The following is a 19,450-nucleotide window of genomic DNA, read 5'->3' on the forward strand; positions in this document are numbered from 1 at the left end:
CTTTGTCGATGTCGATGCGCACGCTGCGCGCGAACGGCCTGCCGCGCGCAAACGCTTGCCCATTCATTTACGGCACCGAGGCTTACAACTTGAATACGGCCGGCGCCGCGAACCGGCGATCGACAGGCCGCCCGTGCCCGCGCCGCACCGCGGCCGCCAGCGCGACAGTCCGCATCCGCTGTGCTAAAAAGACCGGCCAGCCGGCACACGAAGAGCCGGCGCCATTCCGAGGGCCACCCATGTACGTCATCGACATTCACTACACCGCATCGCTCGAGCGCATCGACGACGCACTCGAACGCCATCGCGCGTTCCTTCAGCCGCAGTTCGACAAGGGCATCTTCATCGCAGCGGGGCCGAAGGTGCCGCGCGAAGGCGGCGTGATCCTCGCGGCCCGCATCGATCGCGACGAACTGGACGCGATCCTGAATACCGATCCGTTCGTCATCGAGGGGCTCGCCACGTATCGCGTGACGGAATTCCGGATCACGCGTGCCGCAACCGGCTTCAACGTGCCCGCGCTGCCGTAACGCGACGCCTGCACGACCTCTGCACGATACGCGCACAGGCCGATACGCCGCCCGCCGGGCGGCGCATGCAAATAACGAAGAGAGAGGGGAAAACGTGACGGCGCGAGGCGGCCGTCACGTGATCGCCGGGCCGGGCGCCCGGCGGCTGCCGGTCAGTCGACCAGCAGCTTCAGGTCGTGGACCCACGGGCCCGGGCCCTGGCCGTCGCGCACGAACAGGCGCAGCTTGCCGTCGCGGTCGAACACGTAGCTCGCGGCCGTGTGATCCATCGTGTAGCTGCCGGGCGTCTTGCCGGGCACCTTCGCGTAGTACACGCGGAAATCCTTCGTGACCTTCTTCAGTGCCGCTTCGTCGGCGGGCCGCAGGCCGATGAACGACGGATCGAACGCGGGCACGTACTGGCCGAGCAGCGCCGGCGTGTCGCGCTCCGGATCGACGGTGACGAACAGCACCTGCACGCGCTTCGCGGCATCGGGCCCGAGCTGCTTCAGCGCTTCGGACAGCTCGGCCATCGTCGTCGGGCACACGTCCGGGCAGTGCGTATAGCCGAAGAACATCACGACGGCCTTACCCTTGAAATCGGCGAGCGTGCGTACCTTGCCGGCCGTATCGGGCAGCAAGAAGTCGCTGCCGAACTGCGTGTTGCCGGTGATGTCGAGATTCTGGAATTTCGGCGCGTTGTCGCATCCGGCGAGCAGCAGCGCTGCCGTGAATGCGCACGCGAGCATCCAGCCTTGGCGCGCGCGGCGCCCGAACCGTGATTGGAGCATTGCGTTCAAACCGTGCGGTTACACGCCGAGCAGCGGGCGTGCATAGTGATCGACGAGCAGCGCGGCGAACAGCAGCGACAGGTAGACGATCGAGTAGCGGAAGGCCTTGCGGGCGAGTTCGTCCGAGTAGTCGCGATGAATCTTCCACGCATACGCGAGGAACACCGCGCCGAGCAGCACCGCGCTCGTCAGGTACACGGCCCCGCTCATCCCGGAGATGAACGGCATCAGCGTGACCGCGAACAGGATCACCGTGTACAGCAGGATGTGCAACCGCGTGAACTTCTCGCCATGCGTGACGGGCAGCATCGGCAGCCCCGCGTTCTCGTAATCCTTGCGGCGATAGAGCGCGAGCACCCAGAAATGCGGCGGCGTCCACACGAAGATGATCAGCACGAGGATCCACGCGTCGCCCGGCACCGCGCCGGTGACCGCGGCCCAGCCGAGCGCCGGCGGCATCGCGCCCGATGCGCCGCCGATCACGATGTTCTGCGGCGTCATCGGCTTGAGCAGCAGCGTGTAGATCACCGCGTAGCCGACGAAGGTGGCGATCGTCAGCCACATCGTCAGCGGGTTCGTGAACGTATAGAGCGTCCATGCGCCGACACTGCCGAGCACGGCCGAAAAGAGCAGGATCTGCGGGGTCGTGATCTCGCCGCGCGCGGACGGGCGCCACGCGGTGCGGCGCATCATCGCGTCGATCTTCTGTTCGACGAGGCAGTTGATCGCGAACGCGGCGCCGGCCAGCAGCCAGATGCCGACCGTACCGCCGATCAGCACGTGCCACGGCACCATGCCCGGCGTCGCGAGGAACATGCCGATCACCGCGCAGAACACCGCGAGCTGCGTGACACGCGGCTTCGTCAATGCCATGTACTGCGAAAACCGGCTACCGGGCGATTGGGAGAGGGTGCTTTGCATGGGGGCGGTCACGCCGGGGCGGCGTCGCGCGCAGGCTGCGCGACACGGCCGGGGCGGCTTGAAAGGATGCGAAAGTTTAACATGACGACGAGCAGCAGCAGGATCGCGGCCCCGCCGTTGTGCGCGACGGCGACCGGCAGCGGCCACTGCAGCACGATGTTGGTCAGGCCCGTCACGAACTGCAGCAGGACGACCAGCAGCACGCCGTTCGCGGGCCGCCGCAGCGATTCGAAGCGGCGCATCTTGAGCGCGAACGCGACCAGGTAGGCGACCACCACGAACGCGAACGTGCGGTGCGTCCAGTGGATCGCGACCAGCGCGTCCTGCGTGATCGCCTCGCCGTCCTTCGTCATCCCGAGCGCGCGCCACAGGTGGAAGCCGTGCTGGAAGTCCATCGGCGGGATCCACTGGCCGTTGCAGGTCGGGAAGTCGGTGCATGCGAGCACCGCGTAGTTGGTGCTCACCCAGCCGCCGAGCGCGATCTGCACGACCAGCAGCACGAGCGCCGCGAGCGCGGCCGCGCGATAGCGGCCGGCTTCGGGGTCATGCGACGGCAGCGGCGTCTGCCGCGCCGCGAGCCAGCCGAGCGTGCCGAGCAGCGTGAGGCCGAGCAGCAGGTGGATCGTGACGATCACCGGCTGCAGCTTCATCGTGACCGTCCACGCGCCGAACGCGCCCTGCACGAGGATCAGCAGCAGCAGGCTCGTCGGCCACCACGGCGACACGTGCAGCGGGCGGCGGCGCAGCCGCGCGGACCACGCGATCACGACCTGCGCGATGATCAGCACGCCGATCGCCATCGCGAAATAGCGGTGGATCATCTCGATCCACGCCTTCGACATGCTGACGGGGCCCGTCGGCATCGCCTGGTGCGCGGCCGTGATCGCGGCGTGCGCGATGAACGGCGACGACGTGCCGTAGCAGCCGGGCCAGTCCGGGCAGCCGAGCCCCGAATCGGTCAGCCGCGTGAAGCCGCCGAACATCACCAGGTCGAGCGTCAGGAAGGTGGTGATCCACACCAGCTTGCGAAACTTGTTGTCGTCGGCCTTCACCCACACGTACGACAGCGGCAGCAGCGCGATGCAGAAGCCGATCAGGCCGAGTTGCAGTAGATACGCCATCGGTTCAATGCCTCTCGTGTTGCCTTAGCCGATGCTCGACCACTTCAGCAGCTTCGTCACGTCCGACTTGATCTTGCCGGGGTTCGGATCCTTCGGGAAACGCATCATCAGGTTGCCGTTCGGGTCGACCATGTAGATGTGGTCGCTGTCCTTCGTGCCGGCGTCGGCCGGCAGCCACGCGGCCACCGCGGCCGGATCGGCGACGAGCCGGCGCGTGTCGGGGTACGCGTCCAGCACCTTCTGCGGCATCGCGCCCGCATCGCTGCGCAGCCACACCATCGTGAGCCGGTGCCGCTCGCCCGCCTGCGTGACGCGGATCTGGCGCATGAAATAGAGCTTTTTCGCGCAGGCCTCGTCGCACGCGCTGCTGTCGGTCATCACGAACAGCCACACGCCGCGCAGCGACGACAGCGGCACGGTCTTGCCGGTTTCGTCGGTCACCTGCAGATCCGCGGGGATCGGGCGCTGCGGTTCGATCAGCGTGCCGTAGTTGGTCGAGCCGCCCTTCGGCTTGATCACGTAATAGGTGAAATACGACGCGATCATCGGCGCGGCGCACACGAGACCCAGCAGCACGAGCATCCAGCGGCCGCGCTTGCGGGCCGCCGGCGACATCGGCGCAGCGGCCGAACCCTGACGGGGAGATTGCATGGACAAATCAGACCTCTCGAAACGAACCCGCGGCGCGAGCGCCGCGTCCTGGCATGGCGCTCACGCGCCGGCCGACTTCTTCGCCGCACGCCGCGCGGCGTACAGACCGAAGCCGAGCGCGGCCGCCGCCATCGCCCACCACTGAAACATGTAACCGTAATTGCGCTCGACGCCGGTCGTCGCCGCCGGCCAGTCGCGCACGAGCTTGTCGCCGTCGTCGCTCGTCTGCTGGATCACGAACGGCTGCAGCGGCAGCCCCGTTTCCTTCGCATACGCGGCGACGTCCAGGTTCTGCCGGATCTTCTGGTGCGCGGCCGACCCGCCTTCGCCGAGCTCGAACGCGCGCGACGCGTCGGCGCGCGCGATGCCCACGATCTCGACGTCGCCCGCGGGCGTCGCGAACGGCTCGATCGCCGTGCGATCGGAAATATTGCGCGGCAGCCAGCCGCGGTTCACGAGCACGACGCCGCCGCCCGTGAGTTTAAACGGCATCACGACGTAAAAACCCGGCTGGTCGTTATACGGCCGATTGTCGAGAAACACGGCCTGCTCGGGCAGGAAACGGCCCTTTGCGCGCACGCGATGAAACTCGATCGACGCGAGCGGCATCGGCTGCGCGCCGACGTCGACGGGCGCCGCCTGCTCGTAGCGCGCGATGCTCGCCTGCAGCGCTTCCTTCTGGTGCGCGCGGTCGCGCTGCCAGAAACCGAGACGGATCGTGACCGCGACGACGACGAGGATCAGCAACGCGGGCAGCCAGCGAATCTTCATCATGCGGCCCGCCCGGCACCTGCCGACAAGCGAAGTGCGATAATTATCCTCTTCCTTTCGAATTGCCGTCGTCCGGTTCGTGTCATGCACATACTCGTTCCCATCGCCTTCGTCCTCATCATTGCCAGCATGGGCTCGGCGCTCTACTTCATGATGCACGACCGCGGCCACACGAAACGCATGGTCTGGTCGCTCGCCACCCGCGTCGGGCTGTCGGTGTCGCTGTTCCTGCTCATCCTGATCGCGAACGGGATGGGCTGGATCCATTCGACCGGCCTGCCGATCGGGCGTTGATCGATTCGCCGCCGCGGCCGCTGTGGCATTTCGCCGCACGGCCACGGCACCAAGCAAAAGCGCCGCCTGACTGAGTCGCGGCGGCGCCCGGGTGGTGAAGGCCGGCAGTCATGCTGCCCGGCCGACCCAATGAAAACGGCCCGCGCATTGCTGCGCGGGCCGTTGTTCCATTTACAGCCAGTAGACGACGACGTACAGGCCGAGCCAGACGACGTCGACGAAGTGCCAGTACCACGCGGCGCCTTCGAATGCGAAGTGGTGATCGGGCTTGAAGTGGCCGCGGATCATCCGCACCAGCACCACCGCGAGCATCGTGCCGCCGAGGAACACGTGGAAGCCGTGGAAGCCGGTCAGCAGGAAGAACGTCGAACCGTACACGCCCGAGTTCAGCGTCAGGTTCAGTTCGTTGTACGCGTGGTAGTACTCGAAGCCCTGCAGGAACAGGAAGCAGATACCGAACACGAGCGTCGCGGCCAGCCAGGCGATCGCCTTCTTGCGATGATCGTCGCGCAGCGCGTGGTGCGAGATCGTCAGCGTCACGCCCGACGACAGCAGGAACGCGGTGTTCAGCGTCGGGATCGGCCACGGGCCCATCGTCTTGAAGTGACCGGCGAGCGCGGCGGGGCCTTCGTTCGGCCACACGGCGGAGAAATCCGGCCAGATCAGCTTGTAGTCGAGGCTGCCGAGCTGGTGCAGCGCGATTTCACGTGCATAGAACAGCGCACCGAAGAACGCGCCGAAGAACATGACCTCCGAGAAGATGAACCAGCTCATGCTCCAGCGGTACGACTTGTCGACGTTCTTGCCGTAGTGACCGCCTTCCGATTCGGCGATCGCGTCACCGAACCAGTGATACAGCGTGAAGAGCAACCAAAGCAGGCCGAGCAGCGCCGTAAACGGCGCCCAGTCGTGACCGTTGATCCACAGCGCTGTCGATCCGAGCATGACCAGCAGGCCGATGGCCGCGCTGATCGGATGCTGCGACGGATGCGGCACGAAATAGTACGGGGTCTGGTTTTGACCGCTCATGCTTGATTCTCCACTTCAGTCCAATTTGTGTACCGGAAACCGCTCCGGCTTTATTTCTTGCGCGGCGTGACCACCACCGCTCCTTCCTGCACGCGACGCCGTGGCGCCGCGCACCGCATCCTTCTTTCGTGGCCGCGGGCCTCAGCCCACGACGGCACGCACGACCAGGATCAGCACGCCGATGAACACAGCGGCTGCCAGCAGCGCGACGATCAGCACGTGCAGCGGATTCAGCTGCGTCGCGTCGGCCTCCAGGTCGCGCCGCTTGCGCACCCCGAAGAACGACCACAGCACCGCTTTCAGCGCCTGGCCGAACGACCCGCCCCGCTTGCTCTCCGTCATCGCCCCGCCTCCGTCGTCACGCGTCCGGCTTCGCCGCGCCCTGCGCCGCGGTCTTGCCCGGCGCCGGCGCCGGCGTGGCCGGCGTATTCAGCTCGAAGAACGTGTACGACAGCGTGATCGTCTTCACGTCCTTCGGCAGTTTCGGATCGATCACGAACACCACCGGCATCTTGCGCGACTCGTTAGCGGCCAGTGTCTGCTGCGTAAAGCAAAAGCACTCGATCTTCTTGAAGAACTCCGTCGCCTGCTTCGGCGCGTAGCTCGGAATCGCCTGGGCAACGACCGGCCGGCCCTGCCCGTTCGTCACGTCGTACACGATCGTCGTCAGCTCGCCCGGATGCACGTCGAGGCTGTTGTGCTCCGGCTTGAAACCGAGCGGGCCGCGCGCGTTCGCATCGAACTCGACCGACACCGTGCGGCTGAAGTCGACCTGCGAGTTCTTCACCTCGCGCTCGCTGACATCGCGCTGCACCAGGTTGTTGATGCCGGTGATCTGGCAGATCGCCCGATACATCGGGATCAGCGCGAAGCCGAAACCGAACATCAGCCCGGCCACGACGAAGAGCTTCACCAGCATCGAACGATTGAACGCGCGATCGACGGCGCCCTCTTCCGGCTTCGACATACGACAACTTCCTCGCTACTGCGTCTGTTGCTGCATCAGTGAGTGGACAGCCACCACTGCTTGATCACGACACCCACAAAAAAAACGGCGGCGATGACGAGCAGGATGAGGCCGAGCCGCTTGTTGCCCGCGCGGATCTGCTCGGGCGTTCGTCTTTCTTGTGGATTCCGGTTCATCTGACACTTCGGTTCGGCGCCCGCCGCGCCGGCCTGCGCGGCAGGCAGCGGCGGGGCGCACTGTGACACTTACTCGACGTGCGGCGGTTGCTCGAACGTATGGAAGGGAGCCGGGCTCGGCACCGTCCACTCGAGGCCTTCCGCGCCATCCCACGGCTTGTCCGACGCCTTTTCCAGCTCGCCGCCGCCACGGTAGGCCGGCAGCGCGACGGCGAACAGGAAGTACACCTGCGCGAGGCCGAAGCCGAATGCGCCGATCGTCGCGACCTGGTTGAAGTCCGTGAACTGCGCCGGGTAGTCCGCGTAGCGACGCGGCATGCCTGCGAGACCGACGAAGTGCATCGGGAAGAACGTCAGGTTGAAGAAGATCATCGACGCCCAGAAGTGGATCTTGCCGCGCGTCTCGTTGTACATCCAGCCCGTCCACTTCGGCGCCCAGTAGTACCAGCCCGAGAACAGCGCGAACAGCGAGCCGGCCACCAGCACGTAGTGGAAGTGCGCCACCACGAAGTAGGTCCCGTGATACTGGATGTCGAGCGGCGCCATCGCGAGCATCAGGCCCGTGAGACCGCCGAACGTGAACACGAACAGGAAGCCGATCGCGAACAGCATCGGGGTTTCGAACGTCATCGAGCCGCGCCACATCGTCGCGAGCCAGTTGAACACCTTCACGCCCGTCGGCACCGCGATCAGCATCGTCGCGTACATGAAGAACAGCTGGCCGGTGACCGGCATGCCCGTGGCGAACATGTGGTGCGCCCAGACCATGAACGACAGGATCGCGATCGAAGCCGTCGCGTACACCATCGAGCTATAGCCGAACAGCGTCTTGCGTGCGAACGCCGGGATCACCTGCGACACGATCCCGAACGCCGGCAGAATCATGATGTACACCTCGGGGTGGCCGAAGAACCAGAAGATGTGCTGGTACATCACCGGGTCGCCGCCGCCTGCCGCGTTGAAGAACGACGTGCCGAAGTGGCGGTCGAACAGCACCATCGTGATCGCGCCTGCCAGAACCGGCATCACGGCGATCAGCAGGTAAGCCGTGATCAGCCACGTCCACGCGAACATCGGCATCTTCATCAGCGTCATGCCCGGTGCGCGCATGTTCAGGATCGTCACGACGATGTTGATCCCGCCCATGATCGACGATGCACCCATGATGTGGACCGCGAAGATCGCGAAGTCCATGCCCGGGCCCATCTGCGTCGACAGCGGGGCGTACAGCGTCCAGCCGGCGGCCGTCGCGCCGCCCGGCGCGAAGAACGACCCGACCAGCAGCACGGCCGCGACCGGCAGCAGCCAGAAGCTGAAGTTGTTCATCCGCGCGAACGCCATGTCGGACGCGCCGATCTGCAGCGGAATCATCCAGTTCGCGAAGCCGACGAACGCCGGCATGATCGCGCCGAACACCATGATCAGGCCGTGCATCGTCGTGAGTTCGTTGAAGAACTCCGGACGCATGATCTGCAGGCCCGGTTCGAACAGCTCGGCCCGGATGGCGAGCGCCATCACGCCGCCCGACAGGAACATGATGAACGAGAACAACAGGTACAGCGTACCGATGTCCTTGTGGTTGGTGGCGAACAGCCAGCGGCGCCAGCCGTGCGGCATTTCGTGCGCGTGGTCGTCGTGCGCGTGGTCCGCGGCTACGTCGTGCCCGATGCTAGACATGAGAATCTCCTAATGCGAATACGTCGACTAACTCAGCGACACGTCAAGCCGCCGGGCCGATCTCGACACGCCGGGCTTCCTTCGCGTCAGCCCCGCCCGTGATCGTTTCCGGCTTTTTGAGAATAATGTGGTCTTCCGCCACGCCTGCTGCCTTCAGCGCGTCGCGCACGGCTTGTGCACGATGCTTCGCCAGTTCGGCGTTCGCGTCGGCCGAGCCCGTCTTGTCGGTAAAGCCCGACAGCGCGAGCTTCGCGTCCGGATGTGCCTTCGCATAGTCGGCCGCGGCGGCGATCGCCGCCTTCGCGTCGGCCGGCAGCACGCTCTTGCCCGTCTCGAAGTAGATCGTCGACAGTGCGGCCGATGCCGACGCTGCCGCCGGCTGCTCGGCTGCGCCCGACGCAGCCTGCGCCGGTGCCGAAGCGGCTTCCGCCGGTGCCGCTGCCGCTGCGCCCGCCGCGTCTTCCGGCATCTTGCCGTTACGCGCGTCGGCCACTTGCTTCGGCTGCAGCAGGTCGTTCTTGTGGTTACCCCACGAATTGCGTTCGTACGTGATGACCGACGCGATGTCGAGATCCGACAGCGACGCCCACGACGGCATCGCGCCCTTGCCGTGCAGCACGCGCTCGACGTGGCCGGCGATCGGGCCGTTCACGATCGGGCTGCCGTCCATGGCCGGGAAGGCGCCGAGGCCCTTGCCGTTCACCTGGTGGCAGGCCGCGCAGTTCGCCTTGTAGACTTCCTCGCCGTGCGCGACGAGTTCAGCCATCGTGTAGACCTTGTTCGGATCGACTGCGGCGCTGGCCAGCTTGGCCTTCTGCGCGGTGACCCACTTCGCGTAGTCGTCTTCCGACAGGACTTCGACGACGACCGGCATGTACGCGTGTTCCTTGCCGCACAGCTCGGTACAGAAACCGCGGAACGTACCGACCTTGTCGGCCTTGAACCACGTGTCGCGCACGAAGCCGGGGATCGCATCCTGCTTCACGCCGAACGCGGGCACGTACCACGAGTGGACGACGTCGTTCGCGGTGGTGATGATGCGGATCTTCTTGTTGACCGGCACGACGAGCGGGTTGTCGACTTCCTGCAGATAGGTGTCGGTGATCGGCTTCTTGCCCATCACTTCGTCACGCGGGGTGCTGAGCGTCGACAGGAAGCCGATGCCCTCGCCCGGGCCCTTCACGTAGTCGTAGCCCCACTTCCACTGGTAGCCGGTGACCTTGATCGTGAGATCGGCGTTGGTCGTGTCTTTCATCGCGACGACGGCCTTCGTCGCCGGCAGCGCCATCAGCACGACGATGACGAACGGCACGATCGTCCAGATGATCTCGACGGTCGTGCTTTCATGGAAATTGGCGGCCTTGTGGCCCTTGGATTTGCGGTGCGCGAAGATCGAATAGAACATCACGCCGAACACGCCGACGAAGATCACCGTACACAGGATGAGCATCATCGTGTGGAGATCGTAGAGCTCCTCGGCGATCTTCGTGACAGGCGGCTGAAAGTTGATCTCGTTGACACGGGGGCCGCCCGGGCTATCACCGACCGCCAGGGCGGCACCGGCAAAGAGCAAACCGCTGCATGCCAGCACGCCCGCGAGGGCTCGCTTGATTGTTTTCATAGCATCCTTACCCAAAATTTCCATTCAAACCCTCCCCCGTCGCAAGCGACCGGCCCTATCCGCCGGTGCCCGCGCCTCGTCAGCCGCAGCGCCTGAGCGATATACGCAGTTCGTCGGCGAACTGCGCACGCTTGTACTGCGCGAGATGCTGCCCGATTACGACGGTCTGCCCGCGCGATACCAGCCGAATCGGATCGCGTGGCGTCGCACCCGGCTCGACCCGCACCCAGCGCGGGTTGAATTCGATCTGCGTGAGCCGCTCCGCATCCATCCGCTCGATCACGAGCCGGTGCGGATACAGCCTGATGCGTTCGTAATCGACCGCATGGCGAGCATAGATCGCAAATGCGACACCCACCGCCAGCAACTCGATTCCGGTGAAGGGCATGACGAGCCAAGCCCCCCGCCACATCAGCAATGTCGCGATCACCAGCGAGAAGCTCGCGAGCGACGCATAAAACAGCACGAACTGGCGCGGCGACGCCGAACAGTTGCGTTTCATCAGCCAGTCTTCGAGGACCGGCTCGCCGTTCGTCGTCTCCGCCAACACCCTCGCTGCTTCCATCGCCGCCTCACGCGAATGGCATGCGATGCATGCCTGCATCGGACTCGTCGGCCCGTATTGCGGGGACCCCGGGACGACAAGCTGACGCATTATAGGCGGGTTCAATGGCATCCACAAGCAAGCGACTATCGGCCCGCGAGCCAAGCGCGACAAGCTTTCCGGCCATTTTAGGCGCCAATTCGACCCCGCTTTGCGCCGCTAATTTCAGACATAACAAAACCCCTCTTTACCGCTTTACCGATTCTTCGGACGCCCCTTTCCGATGTCCTCGATGCGCACGATCCCGTGCCCTTCGGCGGTCGTGCGCGGCACGGCCTTCCACGCGTGGCCGTAGATCACTTCGAACGTCAGTGGAATCGTGCCGTCCTCGCGCCGGCGGGCCTCCAGCGCGTCGCCGAGCGCCGCGCGAAAGCGCCGCGTCGCGCGCTGCGGCGCCTCGCGATCGAACGGATAGGCGCCCCAGCGGCGCACGTCGGCCAGCAGCGAATCGGGGGATTTGTAGGTGACGGTCAGCACTTCCTGATCCATCACGGGAATCTCGAAGCCGCTCTCGACGAGCATGTCGCCGAGGTCGTGCATGTCGACGAAGTCGATCACGCGCGCGGCGGGCGGCGCCATGCCGAGCGCCGCTTCGGCGTCCGCGCAGGCCGCGCGCAGTTCGAGCAGCGTATCGGGGCCGAGCGTGCTGAACATCAGCAGCCCGTTCACGCGCAGCACGCGCTGCCACTCGGGCAGCACCGCGTCCGGGCGCGAATGCCAGTGGAGGGCGAGATTCGACCAGATCAGGTCGAACGCGCCGCCGGGGAACGGCAGCGCGGCGAAATCGGCCTGCGCGACGCGCGGGCCGCGCGGGCCCAGTGCGCGGCCGAGCGAGGCCGGCAGCCAGCGGCGCCAACTCGTCTGCTCGACCTCGCGCTGCCCTGCTCGCGCGAGCATCGCGCCGGACAGGTCGACGCCGAAGACGGGCGCCTCGGGAAAGCGCGCGCGCAGCGCCGGCAGGTCGTCGCCCGGGCCGCAGCCCGCGTCCAGCACGGCTGTGGGGCTCACCTTGATGTATTCGAGGCGCTCGTTCATGCGCTGCGCGATCTCGCGCGGCAGGAACGCGACCGCATCGAACGTGGCGGCACGGCGGTCGAAGATCCGCCGCAGGCGCCTTGCGTCATTGGCCGGACGGCCGGTTGAAGTCGAAGCTGGGGACATGTCGGGCACACTGGCGAAGAGCCCGAAGTATACTCGCTCGCCCCGCAGGCTTCATTGAGGCGGGGTGTCAGGAGTGTTGCAATGATCCGCAGTTCCGCCCCGCGCACGATGCGCGTCGCTTTGTCGCAGGTTCGCGCGCTGGCAGCGCGCGTCGCCGCGGTCGCGCTGCCGAATCGCTGCGCGCTGTGCGGCAATTTGTCACACGCCGTGATTTGCGGTGCTTGCGACGCCGCGTACTGGAACGAAGCGCGGCTGCGCTGCGACGTCTGCGCGCTGCCGCTGGGCATCGGGCCATCGCGTTCGCCCCCGCTGCGCGGCGCTCGCGTTACCGCATACCGTTGCGATGCGTGCCGCACGGCGCCGCCGCCGTTCGATGCAACGCTCGCGCTGGCGGATTACCGCGCACCGCTCGACGGGCTCGCGCGCGGCCTGAAGTTTCACCGGCAACTCGCGCTCGGCACCGAATTCGCGGCGCGGCTCGCCCGGTTGATCGACGATACGCTCGGCGCCGGCGGCTTCGACCTGGTGGCGCCGGTGCCGCTGTCGCACCGGCGGCTCGTCGCGCGCGGCTACAACCAGGCGTGGGCGATCGCACGCCCGCTCGCGCGGCGGCTCGGCGTGCGCGCGGATGCGGTGCTGCTCGCGCGCGTCGCCGACACCGCGCCGCAGTCGCGGCTCGACCGGCACGCACGGCGCGACAACGTGATGGCGGCATTCGCGGTGGCGGGTGGCGTCGCGGGCCGCCACGTCGCGCTCGTCGACGACGTGATGACCTCCGGCGCGACGCTTGCGGCCGCCGCGCACGCGCTGAAGGCGGCGGGCGCCGCGCGCGTGACGAATCTGGTTGCGCTGCGCACCGCCAGGGATTAATTAGATAGAGAGGCCAGCCGCCCGAGCACGGCGGCGGCCGCCACGAACCGGCCGGCCGGGAGCGCGCGTTGCGCCGCCCCGGCCGGCCCAGCCAGACCGAAACATGTTCAACGTCGTCCTAGTCGCCCCCGAAATTCCGCCGAACACCGGCAACGTGATCCGCCTGTGCGCCAACACGGGCGCGCGCCTGCACCTGATCGAGCCGCTCGGCTTCCCGCTCGACGACGCGCGGATGCGCCGCGCGGGCCTCGACTATCACGAGTATGCGCAGATGCGTGTGCACCGCGACTGGGATGCGTTCGTCGCGGCGGAAACGCCCGACCCCGCGCGGATGTTCGCGTTCACGACGCGCGGCTCGGGCCGCTTCCACGATCACGCGTTCCTGCCCGGCGACTGGTTCGTGTTCGGCTCGGAAACGCGCGGCCTGCCCGCCGAGCTGCTCGAGCGCTTCCCGAACGCACAGCGCGTACGCCTGCCGATGCGGCCGGACAACCGCAGCCTGAACCTGTCGAACACGGTCGCGGTGGTCGTGTTCGAGGCGTGGCGCCAGGCCGGCTTCGAAGGCGGCGCATGACGCCTGCACGGCGCAGCGCGCGCCGCGGCGCGCGTCACGTCCGCGCGAGCCGCGCGCGATACAGGTCGTAGATGTCGGGAGAAAAGCACGCGAACACCACGCGTGCGAGGTTCGGCGCCTGCGGCAGCATTTCGGCGACGGTGCCGACCGCGATCTCGACGGCTTCCTCGGCCGGATAGCGATAGATGCCGCAACTGATCGCCGGGAACGCGATCGACGTCGCCGCGACCTCCTCGGCCAGCTCGATCGCGCGCCGGTAGCACGACGCGAGCAGGTGGGCCTCGCCGCGGCCGCCGCCGTGCCACACGGGCCCGACCGCATGGATCACGTAGCGCGCCGGCAGCCCGTGGCCGCGCGTGAGCTTGGCGTCGCCCGTCTCGCAGCCGCCGAGCGTGCGGCACTCGGCAAGCAGGCCGGGGCCGGCCGCGCGATGGATCGCGCCGTCGACGCCGCCCCCGCCGAGCAGCGAACCGTTCGCGGCGTTGACGATCGCGTCGACCTCGAGCGTCGTGATGTCGACGACCTGCGCATCGAGCGTGGTGGAATGGATCTGCAGCATGACAACCTCCCGGAATGCCGGAGACTGCTCAAGCGTAGCGCGCTTTGACGCCGCGCGCCCGCAGCGAACACGGCGCCAGGCCGCGTTACTCGGCGCGCGCGTCGCGCCGCAGCAGGCCGCTGACGGCGTCGCGCGGCGCGATGCCGTCGAACAGCACGCCGCACACGGCTTCGGTGATCGGCATTTCGATCGACTGCGCGCGTGCGATGGCCAGCACGGCCTGCGCGCAGCGCACGCCTTCGGCCACGTGGCCGAGCGCGCCGAGGATGTCGTTCAGCGTGCGGCCGGCCGCCAGCTGCAGGCCGACCGTGCGGTTGCGCGACAGGTCGCCCGTGGCGGTGAGGATCAGGTCGCCGAGGCCCGTGAGACCCGTGAAGGTTTCCGCCCGGCCGCCGAGCGCGACACCGAGCCGCGACATTTCGGCAAGGCCACGGGTAATCAGCGCGGCGCGCGCGTTCAGCCCGAGGCCGAGACCGTCGGCGATGCCGGTCGCGATCGCGAGCACGTTCTTCACCGCGCCGCCGACCTCGACGCCGACCACGTCGTCGCCCGTATAGATCCGCATCGCGCCGTGATGGAACGCGGCAAGCGTGCGCTCGCGGCATTCGGCGGACGTGCTCGCCACCGTCAGCGCGACGGGCAGCGACTGCCCGACTTCGCGGGCGAAGCTCGGCCCCGACAGCACGCCGTTGCTGAGCTGCTCGGGCAGCTCGGCCGCGATCACCTGATGCGGCAGCAGATGCGTGTCGGCCTCGAAGCCCTTGCAGACCCAGACGACATGCGCGGGCACGCAGCCTGCGTCGCGCATCGCGTGACACAGCGTGCGCAACCCGGCCACCGGCGCGGCGATCACGCACAGTGCGTCGTCCGCGGCGCCATGCGCGAGCGCGGCGCCGAGATCGGCGTCGTAGCGCAACGCGTCAGGCAGCGCGATACCGTCCAGATAGCGGGAATTTTCGTGCCGGGCCTGCAGCCCGGCGATGAGCGCGGCATCGCGCGCCCACAAAAGCGTATCGTGCCGCGCGGCCAGATGGCCCGCGAGCGCGGTGCCCCACGCACCGGCGCCGAGAACGGCTACTTTCATACCCAGCACCGGTCCGAGTGAAACGTCAGTTCAGCGTCGTGCCGTTCGGTGCGCCTGCTGCGGCACCGGCCTGCTGCTGAAGCTGCGCGAGGCGTTGTTCGTACAGCGCCTGGAAGTTGATTTCCGCCAGGTGGATCGGCGGGAAGCCCGCACGCGTGATCGCGTCGGCGATGTTCGAACGCAGGTACGGGAACAGAATCGTCGGGCAGGCGATGCCGACGAGCGGGTCGAGCTGTTCGTCCGGAATGTTGCGGATGTCGAAAATGCCGGCCTGCTTCGCTTCGATCAGGAACGCGATCTTGTCCTTCACCTTCGCGGTGACGGTGCCCGACACGACGACTTCGAACACGCTTTCCGCGAGGCGGTCGGCCTTGACGTCGACTTCGACTTCAACCGACGGCATGTCCTGCTCGAGGAAGATCGCCGGCGAATTCGGCTGCTCGAGCGACATATCCTTCAGGTAGACGCGCTGGATGTTGAAGAACGGTTGGTTTTCGACGTCGGACATGGTGTTTCCCTAAAAGTGGTGACGGGGCGGCCCGGCTTCTCGCCGGCCGCCACGGATGAATCCTGCGCGCCCAAGCCGCGGCGCGGCCGGCGGCCATTCTGCCCTAATCAGGCCGCTTGCAGAAGCGGGACGAGCCCGCCTTCGCGGTCGAGCTTCGACAGATCGTCGTAACCGCCGACGTGCGTGTCGCCGATATAGATCTGCGGCACCGTGCGGCGCCCCGTGCGCGTCATCATTTCGTCGCGACGGGCCGGATCGCGGTCGATCAGCACCTTCTCGATCTGCTCGACACCGCGCAGCTTCAGCAGGCGCTCGGCCTGGATGCAATACGGACACACCTGCGTGCTGTACATCAAAACCTTGTTCACTTCGCCACTCCTTGTTTGACGACCGGCATCCCGGCCTGCTGCCAGGCGGCCACGCCGCCCTCGAGCACGTGCACCTCGGCGTAACCCGCCGCCTCGACCTCGCGCGCCGCCTTCTGCGACTGCTGGCCGTTCTGGCAGACGAGCAGCACCGGCGTGCTCTTGTTCTTCGCGACCTGCGCGATCTTCGTGCCGATCTCGCCCGCCGCGACCTGGCGCGCCGACGGCAGGTGGCCGGCAGCGAAGTCGGACGCGGCGCGCACGTCGATCACGACCGCGTTGCGGCGGTTGATGAGTTGCGTCGCCTCCGCGGCCGACAGGCCGCCGCGGCCGCGGCGCAGCGCGGGCCAGGCCAGCAGGCCGCCGGATACCACCAGGATCGCGATAAGGGCCAGGTTGGTGTAATTGGTAAAGAACGTCACGGAATTCCGCCGGAAAAAGAGAAATCGGATGAGGACAATCCCGCCATTATAAAATAACCGTCTTGCGCGATGGCGGGCCCGGGTCGGGTCCTGCACGACGCGCCACCGCTTCCTTCACTACCGACCGCAAGATCCATGTACAAACTCGTTCTCATCCGCCACGGCGAATCGACGTGGAACAAGGAAAACCGCTTCACCGGCTGGGTCGACGTCGACCTGACCGAACAGGGTCGCAACGAGGCCTACCAGGCCGGCGAATTGCTCAAGGAGGCCGGCTACACGTTCGACATCGCCTACACGTCGGTGCTCAAGCGCGCGATCCGCACGCTGTGGCACGTGCAGGACAAGATGGATCTCATGTACCTGCCGGTCGTCCACTCGTGGCGCCTGAACGAGCGCCACTACGGCGCGCTGTCGGGCCTGAACAAGGCGGAAACGGCCGCGAAGTTCGGCGACGACCAGGTGCTCGTGTGGCGCCGCAGCTACGACACGCCGCCGCCCGCGCTCGAGCCGACCGACGAGCGCGCGCCGTTCAACGACCCGCGCTATGCGAAGGTGCCGCGCGAGCAGCTGCCGCTCACCGAGTGCCTGAAGGACACGGTCGCGCGCGTGCTGCCGCTGTGGAACGAGTCGATCGCCCCGGCGGTCCGCGCCGGCAAGCAGGTGCTGATCGCCGCGCACGGCAACTCGCTGCGCGCGCTGATCAAGTACCTCGACGGCATCTCGGACAGCGACATCGTCGGCCTGAACATCCCGAACGGCGTGCCGCTCGTGTATGAACTCGACGAGAACCTGAAGCCGATCAAGCACTATTACCTCGGCGACCAGGACGCGATCGCGCAGGCGCAGGCCGCCGTCGCGAAGCAGGGCAAGGCGGGCTGACGCTCGTCGGCCGGGTGAGCCGGGCGGGCCGCGTCCGGTGCGGCCCGCCCGGCCCCTGGCAATGAACGGCGCACCGCGCGAACCTTCGCGACTCCGGCGCTGTCGAATCCGCTTTCGAACCCGCAGCGCATCCGGCGGCGCCCCGCCTGAGCGGCTCCGGGCCCTTTTCGACGCTTTTCGCGCCGTTCCACTGAGTTATCGGACGAACAGTTATACTTGTCCGCTACATCATCCCCGCTACCGCCACGCGCTTCCCGACCGCACCAGATCTCTATGCGAATGAAATTGAAGAACATCGGCCTGATTGCCGCGGGCCTCGCCACGGGCGTGTTCGCCACGCTGCAGGTTTCCGCATCGGCCGAGCAGACCGCCACGGCGCCGCTCCCCCTCGACCAGCTCCGCCTGTTCGCGGAAGTCTTCGGACAGATCAAGCGCGAGTACGTCGAACCGGTCGACGACAAGAAGCTGCTGACGGCCGCGATCAAGGGCATGGTGTCGAGCCTCGACCCGCACTCGTCGTTCCTCGACAAGACCGACTATGACGAGCTGCAGGAGCAGACGAAGGGCCGCTTCGCGGGTCTCGGCATCGAGATCTCGCAGGAAGACGGCCTCGTCAAGGTGATCTCGCCGATCGAGGATACCCCCGCGTTCCGCGCCGGCATCCGTCCGGGCGACCTGATCACCCGCATCAACGACAAGCCGGTGCGCGGCATGACGCTCGACAAGGCCGTGAAGCAGATGCGCGGCGAGCCGGGCACCAAGGTCACGCTGACGATCTTCCGCAAGAGCGACGACCGCACGTTCCCGGTCACGGTCACGCGCGCGATCATCAAGGTCCAGAGCGTGAAGATGAAGATCCTCGATCCGGGCTATGCGTATGTCCGCATCACGAGCTTCCAGGAGCGCACGACGCCCGATCTCGCGCAGAAGCTGCAAGATATCGCACGCCAGCAGCCGAACCTGAAGGGCCTCGTCCTCGACCTGCGCAACAACGGCGGCGGCCTGCTGCAGAGCGCGGTCGGCGTGGCCGGCGCGTTCCTGCCGCCCGACTCCGTCGTCGTGTCGACCAACGGCCAGATCGCCGATTCGAAGCAGGTCTACCGCGATACGTACGATAACTATCGCCTGCCGTCCTTTGACGGCGATCCGCTGAAGAACCTGCCGCCGGTCTTCAAGACCGTGCCGATGATCGTGCTGACGAACGCCTATTCGGCGTCCGCGTCGGAAATCGTCGCCGGTGCGCTGCAGGATTCGAAGCGCGCGCAGATCATGGGCAAGACGACGTTCGGCAAGGGTTCGGTCCAGACGGTGCGCCCGATGACGGCCGACACCGCGCTGCGCCTGACCACCGCGTACTACTACACGCCGAGCGGCCGTTCGATCCAGAACAAGGGCATCACGCCGGACGTGCCGGTCGATCAGTACGCGGACGGCGATCCGGACGACGTGCTCGTGACGCGCGAGGTCGACTACACGAACCACCTCGCGAACACGCAGGATCCGAACGAGAAGAAGGAACAGGAAGACCGCGAGCAGCGCCGGATGGATCAGCTGCGCGTGCTTGAAGAGCAGAACGACAAGAAGACGCCGGAGCAGCGCCAGAAGGATCGCGATCGCAAGCCGATCGAGTTCGGCAGCGCCGACGATTTCATGATGCAGCAGGCGCTCAACAAGCTCGAAGGCAAGCCGGTCCAGGAATCGAAGTCGCTGCTCGCCGAAAGCACGAAGGGCCCGGCCGGCAAGGCTGCCACGGCCTCGAAGGCATCGGGCGCCAGCGCGAAGCCGGCTTCCGCACCGAAGCCCGCGTCGGCGCCGAAGTAAGCGCCGGCCGGCATCCGACGGGCCATCGCGGGAAGACCGCGATGGCCCGTTTTTCATGCGCGCCTAAAATAA

24 protein-coding genes are annotated in these 19,450 nt (G+C 66.8%); 6 read left to right on the top strand and 18 right to left on the bottom strand.

The window, feature by feature from the left end; translation table 11 throughout:
- The first annotated feature begins 239 nt into the window (after positions 1-239).
- Entirely contained in the window at positions 240-530 is a 291-nt protein-coding gene (locus CFB47_RS16280) for a YciI family protein (protein ID WP_089441070.1), read from the top strand.
- 152 nt (positions 531-682) lie between these two features.
- Here the strand turns inward: CFB47_RS16280 and CFB47_RS16285 are convergent, their stop codons facing one another.
- Genes CFB47_RS16285 through CFB47_RS16305 form a run of 5 tightly spaced genes read right to left on the bottom strand, consistent with a single transcriptional unit; the run spans position 683 to position 4,764 of the window.
- Positions 683-1,300: an SCO family protein gene (locus tag CFB47_RS16285; RefSeq protein WP_089461673.1), complete on the bottom strand. Its 618-nt coding sequence runs from the start codon at positions 1,298-1,300 to the stop codon at positions 683-685.
- 18 nt (positions 1,301-1,318) lie between these two features.
- Positions 1,319-2,221 carry a heme o synthase gene (cyoE, locus tag CFB47_RS16290; protein ID WP_006477738.1) on the bottom strand — a complete coding sequence of 301 codons (903 nt, stop codon included), beginning with the start codon at positions 2,219-2,221 and terminating at the stop codon, positions 1,319-1,321.
- Between the two features lie 8 nt (positions 2,222-2,229).
- On the bottom strand, positions 2,230-3,342 hold the full coding sequence (locus tag CFB47_RS16295; RefSeq protein ID WP_039346192.1) for a heme A synthase: 1,113 nt from the start codon (positions 3,340-3,342) through the stop codon (positions 2,230-2,232).
- Positions 3,343-3,366: 24 nt separating this feature from the next.
- A complete protein-coding gene (locus tag CFB47_RS16300; protein ID WP_089441072.1) occupies positions 3,367-3,993 on the bottom strand; it encodes a cytochrome C oxidase subunit I in 627 nt (208 codons plus the stop codon).
- 60 nt (positions 3,994-4,053) lie between these two features.
- A complete protein-coding gene (locus tag CFB47_RS16305; protein WP_256946703.1) occupies positions 4,054-4,764 on the bottom strand; it encodes an SURF1 family protein in 711 nt (236 codons plus the stop codon).
- A gap of 84 nt (positions 4,765-4,848) precedes the next feature.
- On the opposite strand from CFB47_RS16305, the gene CFB47_RS16310 reads away from it, so the two are divergent.
- Entirely contained in the window at positions 4,849-5,058 is a 210-nt protein-coding gene (locus tag CFB47_RS16310) for a twin transmembrane helix small protein (RefSeq protein WP_043187227.1), read from the top strand.
- Between the two features lie 171 nt (positions 5,059-5,229).
- Here CFB47_RS16310 and CFB47_RS16315 read toward each other — a convergent pair whose 3' ends face one another.
- The 8 genes from CFB47_RS16315 to CFB47_RS16350 all read right to left on the bottom strand — a co-directional run bounded on the left by CFB47_RS16315 (position 5,230) and on the right by CFB47_RS16350 (position 12,293).
- Complete coding sequence (locus CFB47_RS16315; protein WP_039346195.1) at positions 5,230-6,087, bottom strand: cytochrome c oxidase subunit 3; 858 nt, start codon at positions 6,085-6,087, stop codon at positions 5,230-5,232.
- Between the two features lie 141 nt (positions 6,088-6,228).
- The gene (locus CFB47_RS16320) at positions 6,229-6,429 is read right to left on the bottom strand and encodes a DUF2970 domain-containing protein (RefSeq protein WP_089441075.1); all 201 of its coding nucleotides are present in this window, start codon (positions 6,427-6,429) and stop codon (positions 6,229-6,231) included.
- A gap of 16 nt (positions 6,430-6,445) precedes the next feature.
- Positions 6,446-7,054, bottom strand: coding sequence for a cytochrome c oxidase assembly protein (locus CFB47_RS16325; protein WP_089456974.1), 609 nt, complete (start codon positions 7,052-7,054; stop codon positions 6,446-6,448).
- A gap of 35 nt (positions 7,055-7,089) precedes the next feature.
- The gene (locus CFB47_RS41205; protein ID WP_006760728.1) at positions 7,090-7,230 is read right to left on the bottom strand and encodes a cytochrome oxidase small assembly protein; all 141 of its coding nucleotides are present in this window, start codon (positions 7,228-7,230) and stop codon (positions 7,090-7,092) included.
- A gap of 69 nt (positions 7,231-7,299) precedes the next feature.
- Entirely contained in the window at positions 7,300-8,907 is a 1,608-nt protein-coding gene (gene ctaD, locus CFB47_RS16335) for a cytochrome c oxidase subunit I (protein ID WP_069248929.1), read from the bottom strand.
- 43 nt (positions 8,908-8,950) lie between these two features.
- Positions 8,951-10,552 carry a cytochrome c oxidase subunit II gene (gene coxB, locus CFB47_RS16340; RefSeq protein WP_089461675.1) on the bottom strand — a complete coding sequence of 534 codons (1,602 nt, stop codon included), beginning with the start codon at positions 10,550-10,552 and terminating at the stop codon, positions 8,951-8,953.
- Positions 10,553-10,607: 55 nt separating this feature from the next.
- Entirely contained in the window at positions 10,608-11,132 is a 525-nt protein-coding gene (locus CFB47_RS16345) for a DUF2244 domain-containing protein (protein ID WP_089441077.1), read from the bottom strand.
- A 195-nt stretch (positions 11,133-11,327) separates the two neighbouring features.
- On the bottom strand, positions 11,328-12,293 hold the full coding sequence (locus tag CFB47_RS16350) for a methyltransferase domain-containing protein (RefSeq protein WP_089461676.1): 966 nt from the start codon (positions 12,291-12,293) through the stop codon (positions 11,328-11,330).
- A gap of 81 nt (positions 12,294-12,374) precedes the next feature.
- On the opposite strand from CFB47_RS16350, the gene CFB47_RS16355 reads away from it, so the two are divergent.
- Together CFB47_RS16355 and trmL are read left to right on the top strand one after the other, a co-directional pair.
- Positions 12,375-13,163 carry a ComF family protein gene (locus CFB47_RS16355; RefSeq protein ID WP_089461677.1) on the top strand — a complete coding sequence of 263 codons (789 nt, stop codon included), beginning with the start codon at positions 12,375-12,377 and terminating at the stop codon, positions 13,161-13,163.
- A 103-nt stretch (positions 13,164-13,266) separates the two neighbouring features.
- The gene (gene trmL / locus CFB47_RS16360; protein ID WP_089461678.1) at positions 13,267-13,737 is read left to right on the top strand and encodes a tRNA (uridine(34)/cytosine(34)/5-carboxymethylaminomethyluridine(34)-2'-O)-methyltransferase TrmL; all 471 of its coding nucleotides are present in this window, start codon (positions 13,267-13,269) and stop codon (positions 13,735-13,737) included.
- Positions 13,738-13,771: 34 nt separating this feature from the next.
- On the opposite strand, the gene CFB47_RS16365 is transcribed toward trmL, so the two are convergent.
- The 5 genes from CFB47_RS16365 to CFB47_RS16385 form a co-directional block, all read right to left on the bottom strand.
- Positions 13,772-14,296, bottom strand: a complete 525-nt coding sequence (locus CFB47_RS16365; RefSeq protein ID WP_089461679.1) for an O-acetyl-ADP-ribose deacetylase — start codon at positions 14,294-14,296, stop codon at positions 13,772-13,774.
- A gap of 85 nt (positions 14,297-14,381) precedes the next feature.
- Positions 14,382-15,380, bottom strand: coding sequence for an NAD(P)H-dependent glycerol-3-phosphate dehydrogenase (locus CFB47_RS16370; protein WP_089441081.1), 999 nt, complete (start codon positions 15,378-15,380; stop codon positions 14,382-14,384).
- A 25-nt stretch (positions 15,381-15,405) separates the two neighbouring features.
- Complete coding sequence (gene secB, locus CFB47_RS16375; RefSeq protein WP_089426394.1) at positions 15,406-15,888, bottom strand: protein-export chaperone SecB; 483 nt, start codon at positions 15,886-15,888, stop codon at positions 15,406-15,408.
- Positions 15,889-15,995: 107 nt separating this feature from the next.
- Positions 15,996-16,256, bottom strand: a complete 261-nt coding sequence (gene grxC / locus CFB47_RS16380) for a glutaredoxin 3 (protein WP_039346228.1) — start codon at positions 16,254-16,256, stop codon at positions 15,996-15,998.
- Positions 16,253-16,675 carry a rhodanese-like domain-containing protein gene (locus CFB47_RS16385; RefSeq protein WP_089426395.1) on the bottom strand — a complete coding sequence of 141 codons (423 nt, stop codon included), beginning with the start codon at positions 16,673-16,675 and terminating at the stop codon, positions 16,253-16,255. The genes grxC and CFB47_RS16385 overlap by 4 nt, the downstream gene beginning before the upstream one ends.
- A 135-nt stretch (positions 16,676-16,810) precedes the next feature.
- Between CFB47_RS16385 and gpmA the strand changes: the two genes are divergently transcribed.
- Positions 16,811-17,557: a 2,3-diphosphoglycerate-dependent phosphoglycerate mutase gene (gpmA, locus tag CFB47_RS16390; protein WP_027789056.1), complete on the top strand. Its 747-nt coding sequence runs from the start codon at positions 16,811-16,813 to the stop codon at positions 17,555-17,557.
- A gap of 273 nt (positions 17,558-17,830) precedes the next feature.
- Positions 17,831-19,378 carry a S41 family peptidase gene (locus CFB47_RS16395; protein WP_039346234.1) on the top strand — a complete coding sequence of 516 codons (1,548 nt, stop codon included), beginning with the start codon at positions 17,831-17,833 and terminating at the stop codon, positions 19,376-19,378.
- The last annotated feature ends 72 nt before the right edge of the window (positions 19,379-19,450 follow it).

It is taken from the genome of Burkholderia sp. AU27893, from assembly GCF_002223205.1.
Taxonomy (GTDB): domain Bacteria; phylum Pseudomonadota; class Gammaproteobacteria; order Burkholderiales; family Burkholderiaceae; genus Burkholderia.

Bases quoted from the DNA above. Each gene is read 5' to 3' on its own strand.
- CFB47_RS16280 (WP_089441070.1), top strand. From the start codon at position 240: ATGTACGTCATCGACATTCACTACACCGCATCGCTCGAGCGCATCGAC.
- CFB47_RS16285 (WP_089461673.1), bottom strand. From the start codon at position 1,300: ATGCTCCAATCACGGTTCGGGCGCCGCGCGCGCCAAGGCTGGATGCTC.
- cyoE (WP_006477738.1), bottom strand. From the start codon at position 2,221: ATGCAAAGCACCCTCTCCCAATCGCCCGGTAGCCGGTTTTCGCAGTAC.
- CFB47_RS16295 (WP_039346192.1), bottom strand. From the start codon at position 3,342: ATGGCGTATCTACTGCAACTCGGCCTGATCGGCTTCTGCATCGCGCTG.
- CFB47_RS16300 (WP_089441072.1), bottom strand. From the start codon at position 3,993: ATGCAATCTCCCCGTCAGGGTTCGGCCGCTGCGCCGATGTCGCCGGCG.
- CFB47_RS16305 (WP_256946703.1), bottom strand. From the start codon at position 4,764: ATGAAGATTCGCTGGCTGCCCGCGTTGCTGATCCTCGTCGTCGTCGCG.
- CFB47_RS16310 (WP_043187227.1), top strand. From the start codon at position 4,849: ATGCACATACTCGTTCCCATCGCCTTCGTCCTCATCATTGCCAGCATG.
- CFB47_RS16315 (WP_039346195.1), bottom strand. From the start codon at position 6,087: ATGAGCGGTCAAAACCAGACCCCGTACTATTTCGTGCCGCATCCGTCG.
- CFB47_RS16320 (WP_089441075.1), bottom strand. From the start codon at position 6,429: ATGACGGAGAGCAAGCGGGGCGGGTCGTTCGGCCAGGCGCTGAAAGCG.
- CFB47_RS16325 (WP_089456974.1), bottom strand. From the start codon at position 7,054: ATGTCGAAGCCGGAAGAGGGCGCCGTCGATCGCGCGTTCAATCGTTCG.
- CFB47_RS41205 (WP_006760728.1), bottom strand. From the start codon at position 7,230: ATGAACCGGAATCCACAAGAAAGACGAACGCCCGAGCAGATCCGCGCG.
- ctaD (WP_069248929.1), bottom strand. From the start codon at position 8,907: ATGTCTAGCATCGGGCACGACGTAGCCGCGGACCACGCGCACGACGAC.
- coxB (WP_089461675.1), bottom strand. From the start codon at position 10,552: ATGGAAATTTTGGGTAAGGATGCTATGAAAACAATCAAGCGAGCCCTC.
- CFB47_RS16345 (WP_089441077.1), bottom strand. From the start codon at position 11,132: ATGCAGGCATGCATCGCATGCCATTCGCGTGAGGCGGCGATGGAAGCA.
- CFB47_RS16350 (WP_089461676.1), bottom strand. From the start codon at position 12,293: ATGTCCCCAGCTTCGACTTCAACCGGCCGTCCGGCCAATGACGCAAGG.
- CFB47_RS16355 (WP_089461677.1), top strand. From the start codon at position 12,375: ATGATCCGCAGTTCCGCCCCGCGCACGATGCGCGTCGCTTTGTCGCAG.
- trmL (WP_089461678.1), top strand. From the start codon at position 13,267: ATGTTCAACGTCGTCCTAGTCGCCCCCGAAATTCCGCCGAACACCGGC.
- CFB47_RS16365 (WP_089461679.1), bottom strand. From the start codon at position 14,296: ATGCTGCAGATCCATTCCACCACGCTCGATGCGCAGGTCGTCGACATC.
- CFB47_RS16370 (WP_089441081.1), bottom strand. From the start codon at position 15,380: ATGAAAGTAGCCGTTCTCGGCGCCGGTGCGTGGGGCACCGCGCTCGCG.
- secB (WP_089426394.1), bottom strand. From the start codon at position 15,888: ATGTCCGACGTCGAAAACCAACCGTTCTTCAACATCCAGCGCGTCTAC.
- gpmA (WP_027789056.1), top strand. From the start codon at position 16,811: ATGTACAAACTCGTTCTCATCCGCCACGGCGAATCGACGTGGAACAAG.
- CFB47_RS16395 (WP_039346234.1), top strand. From the start codon at position 17,831: ATGCGAATGAAATTGAAGAACATCGGCCTGATTGCCGCGGGCCTCGCC.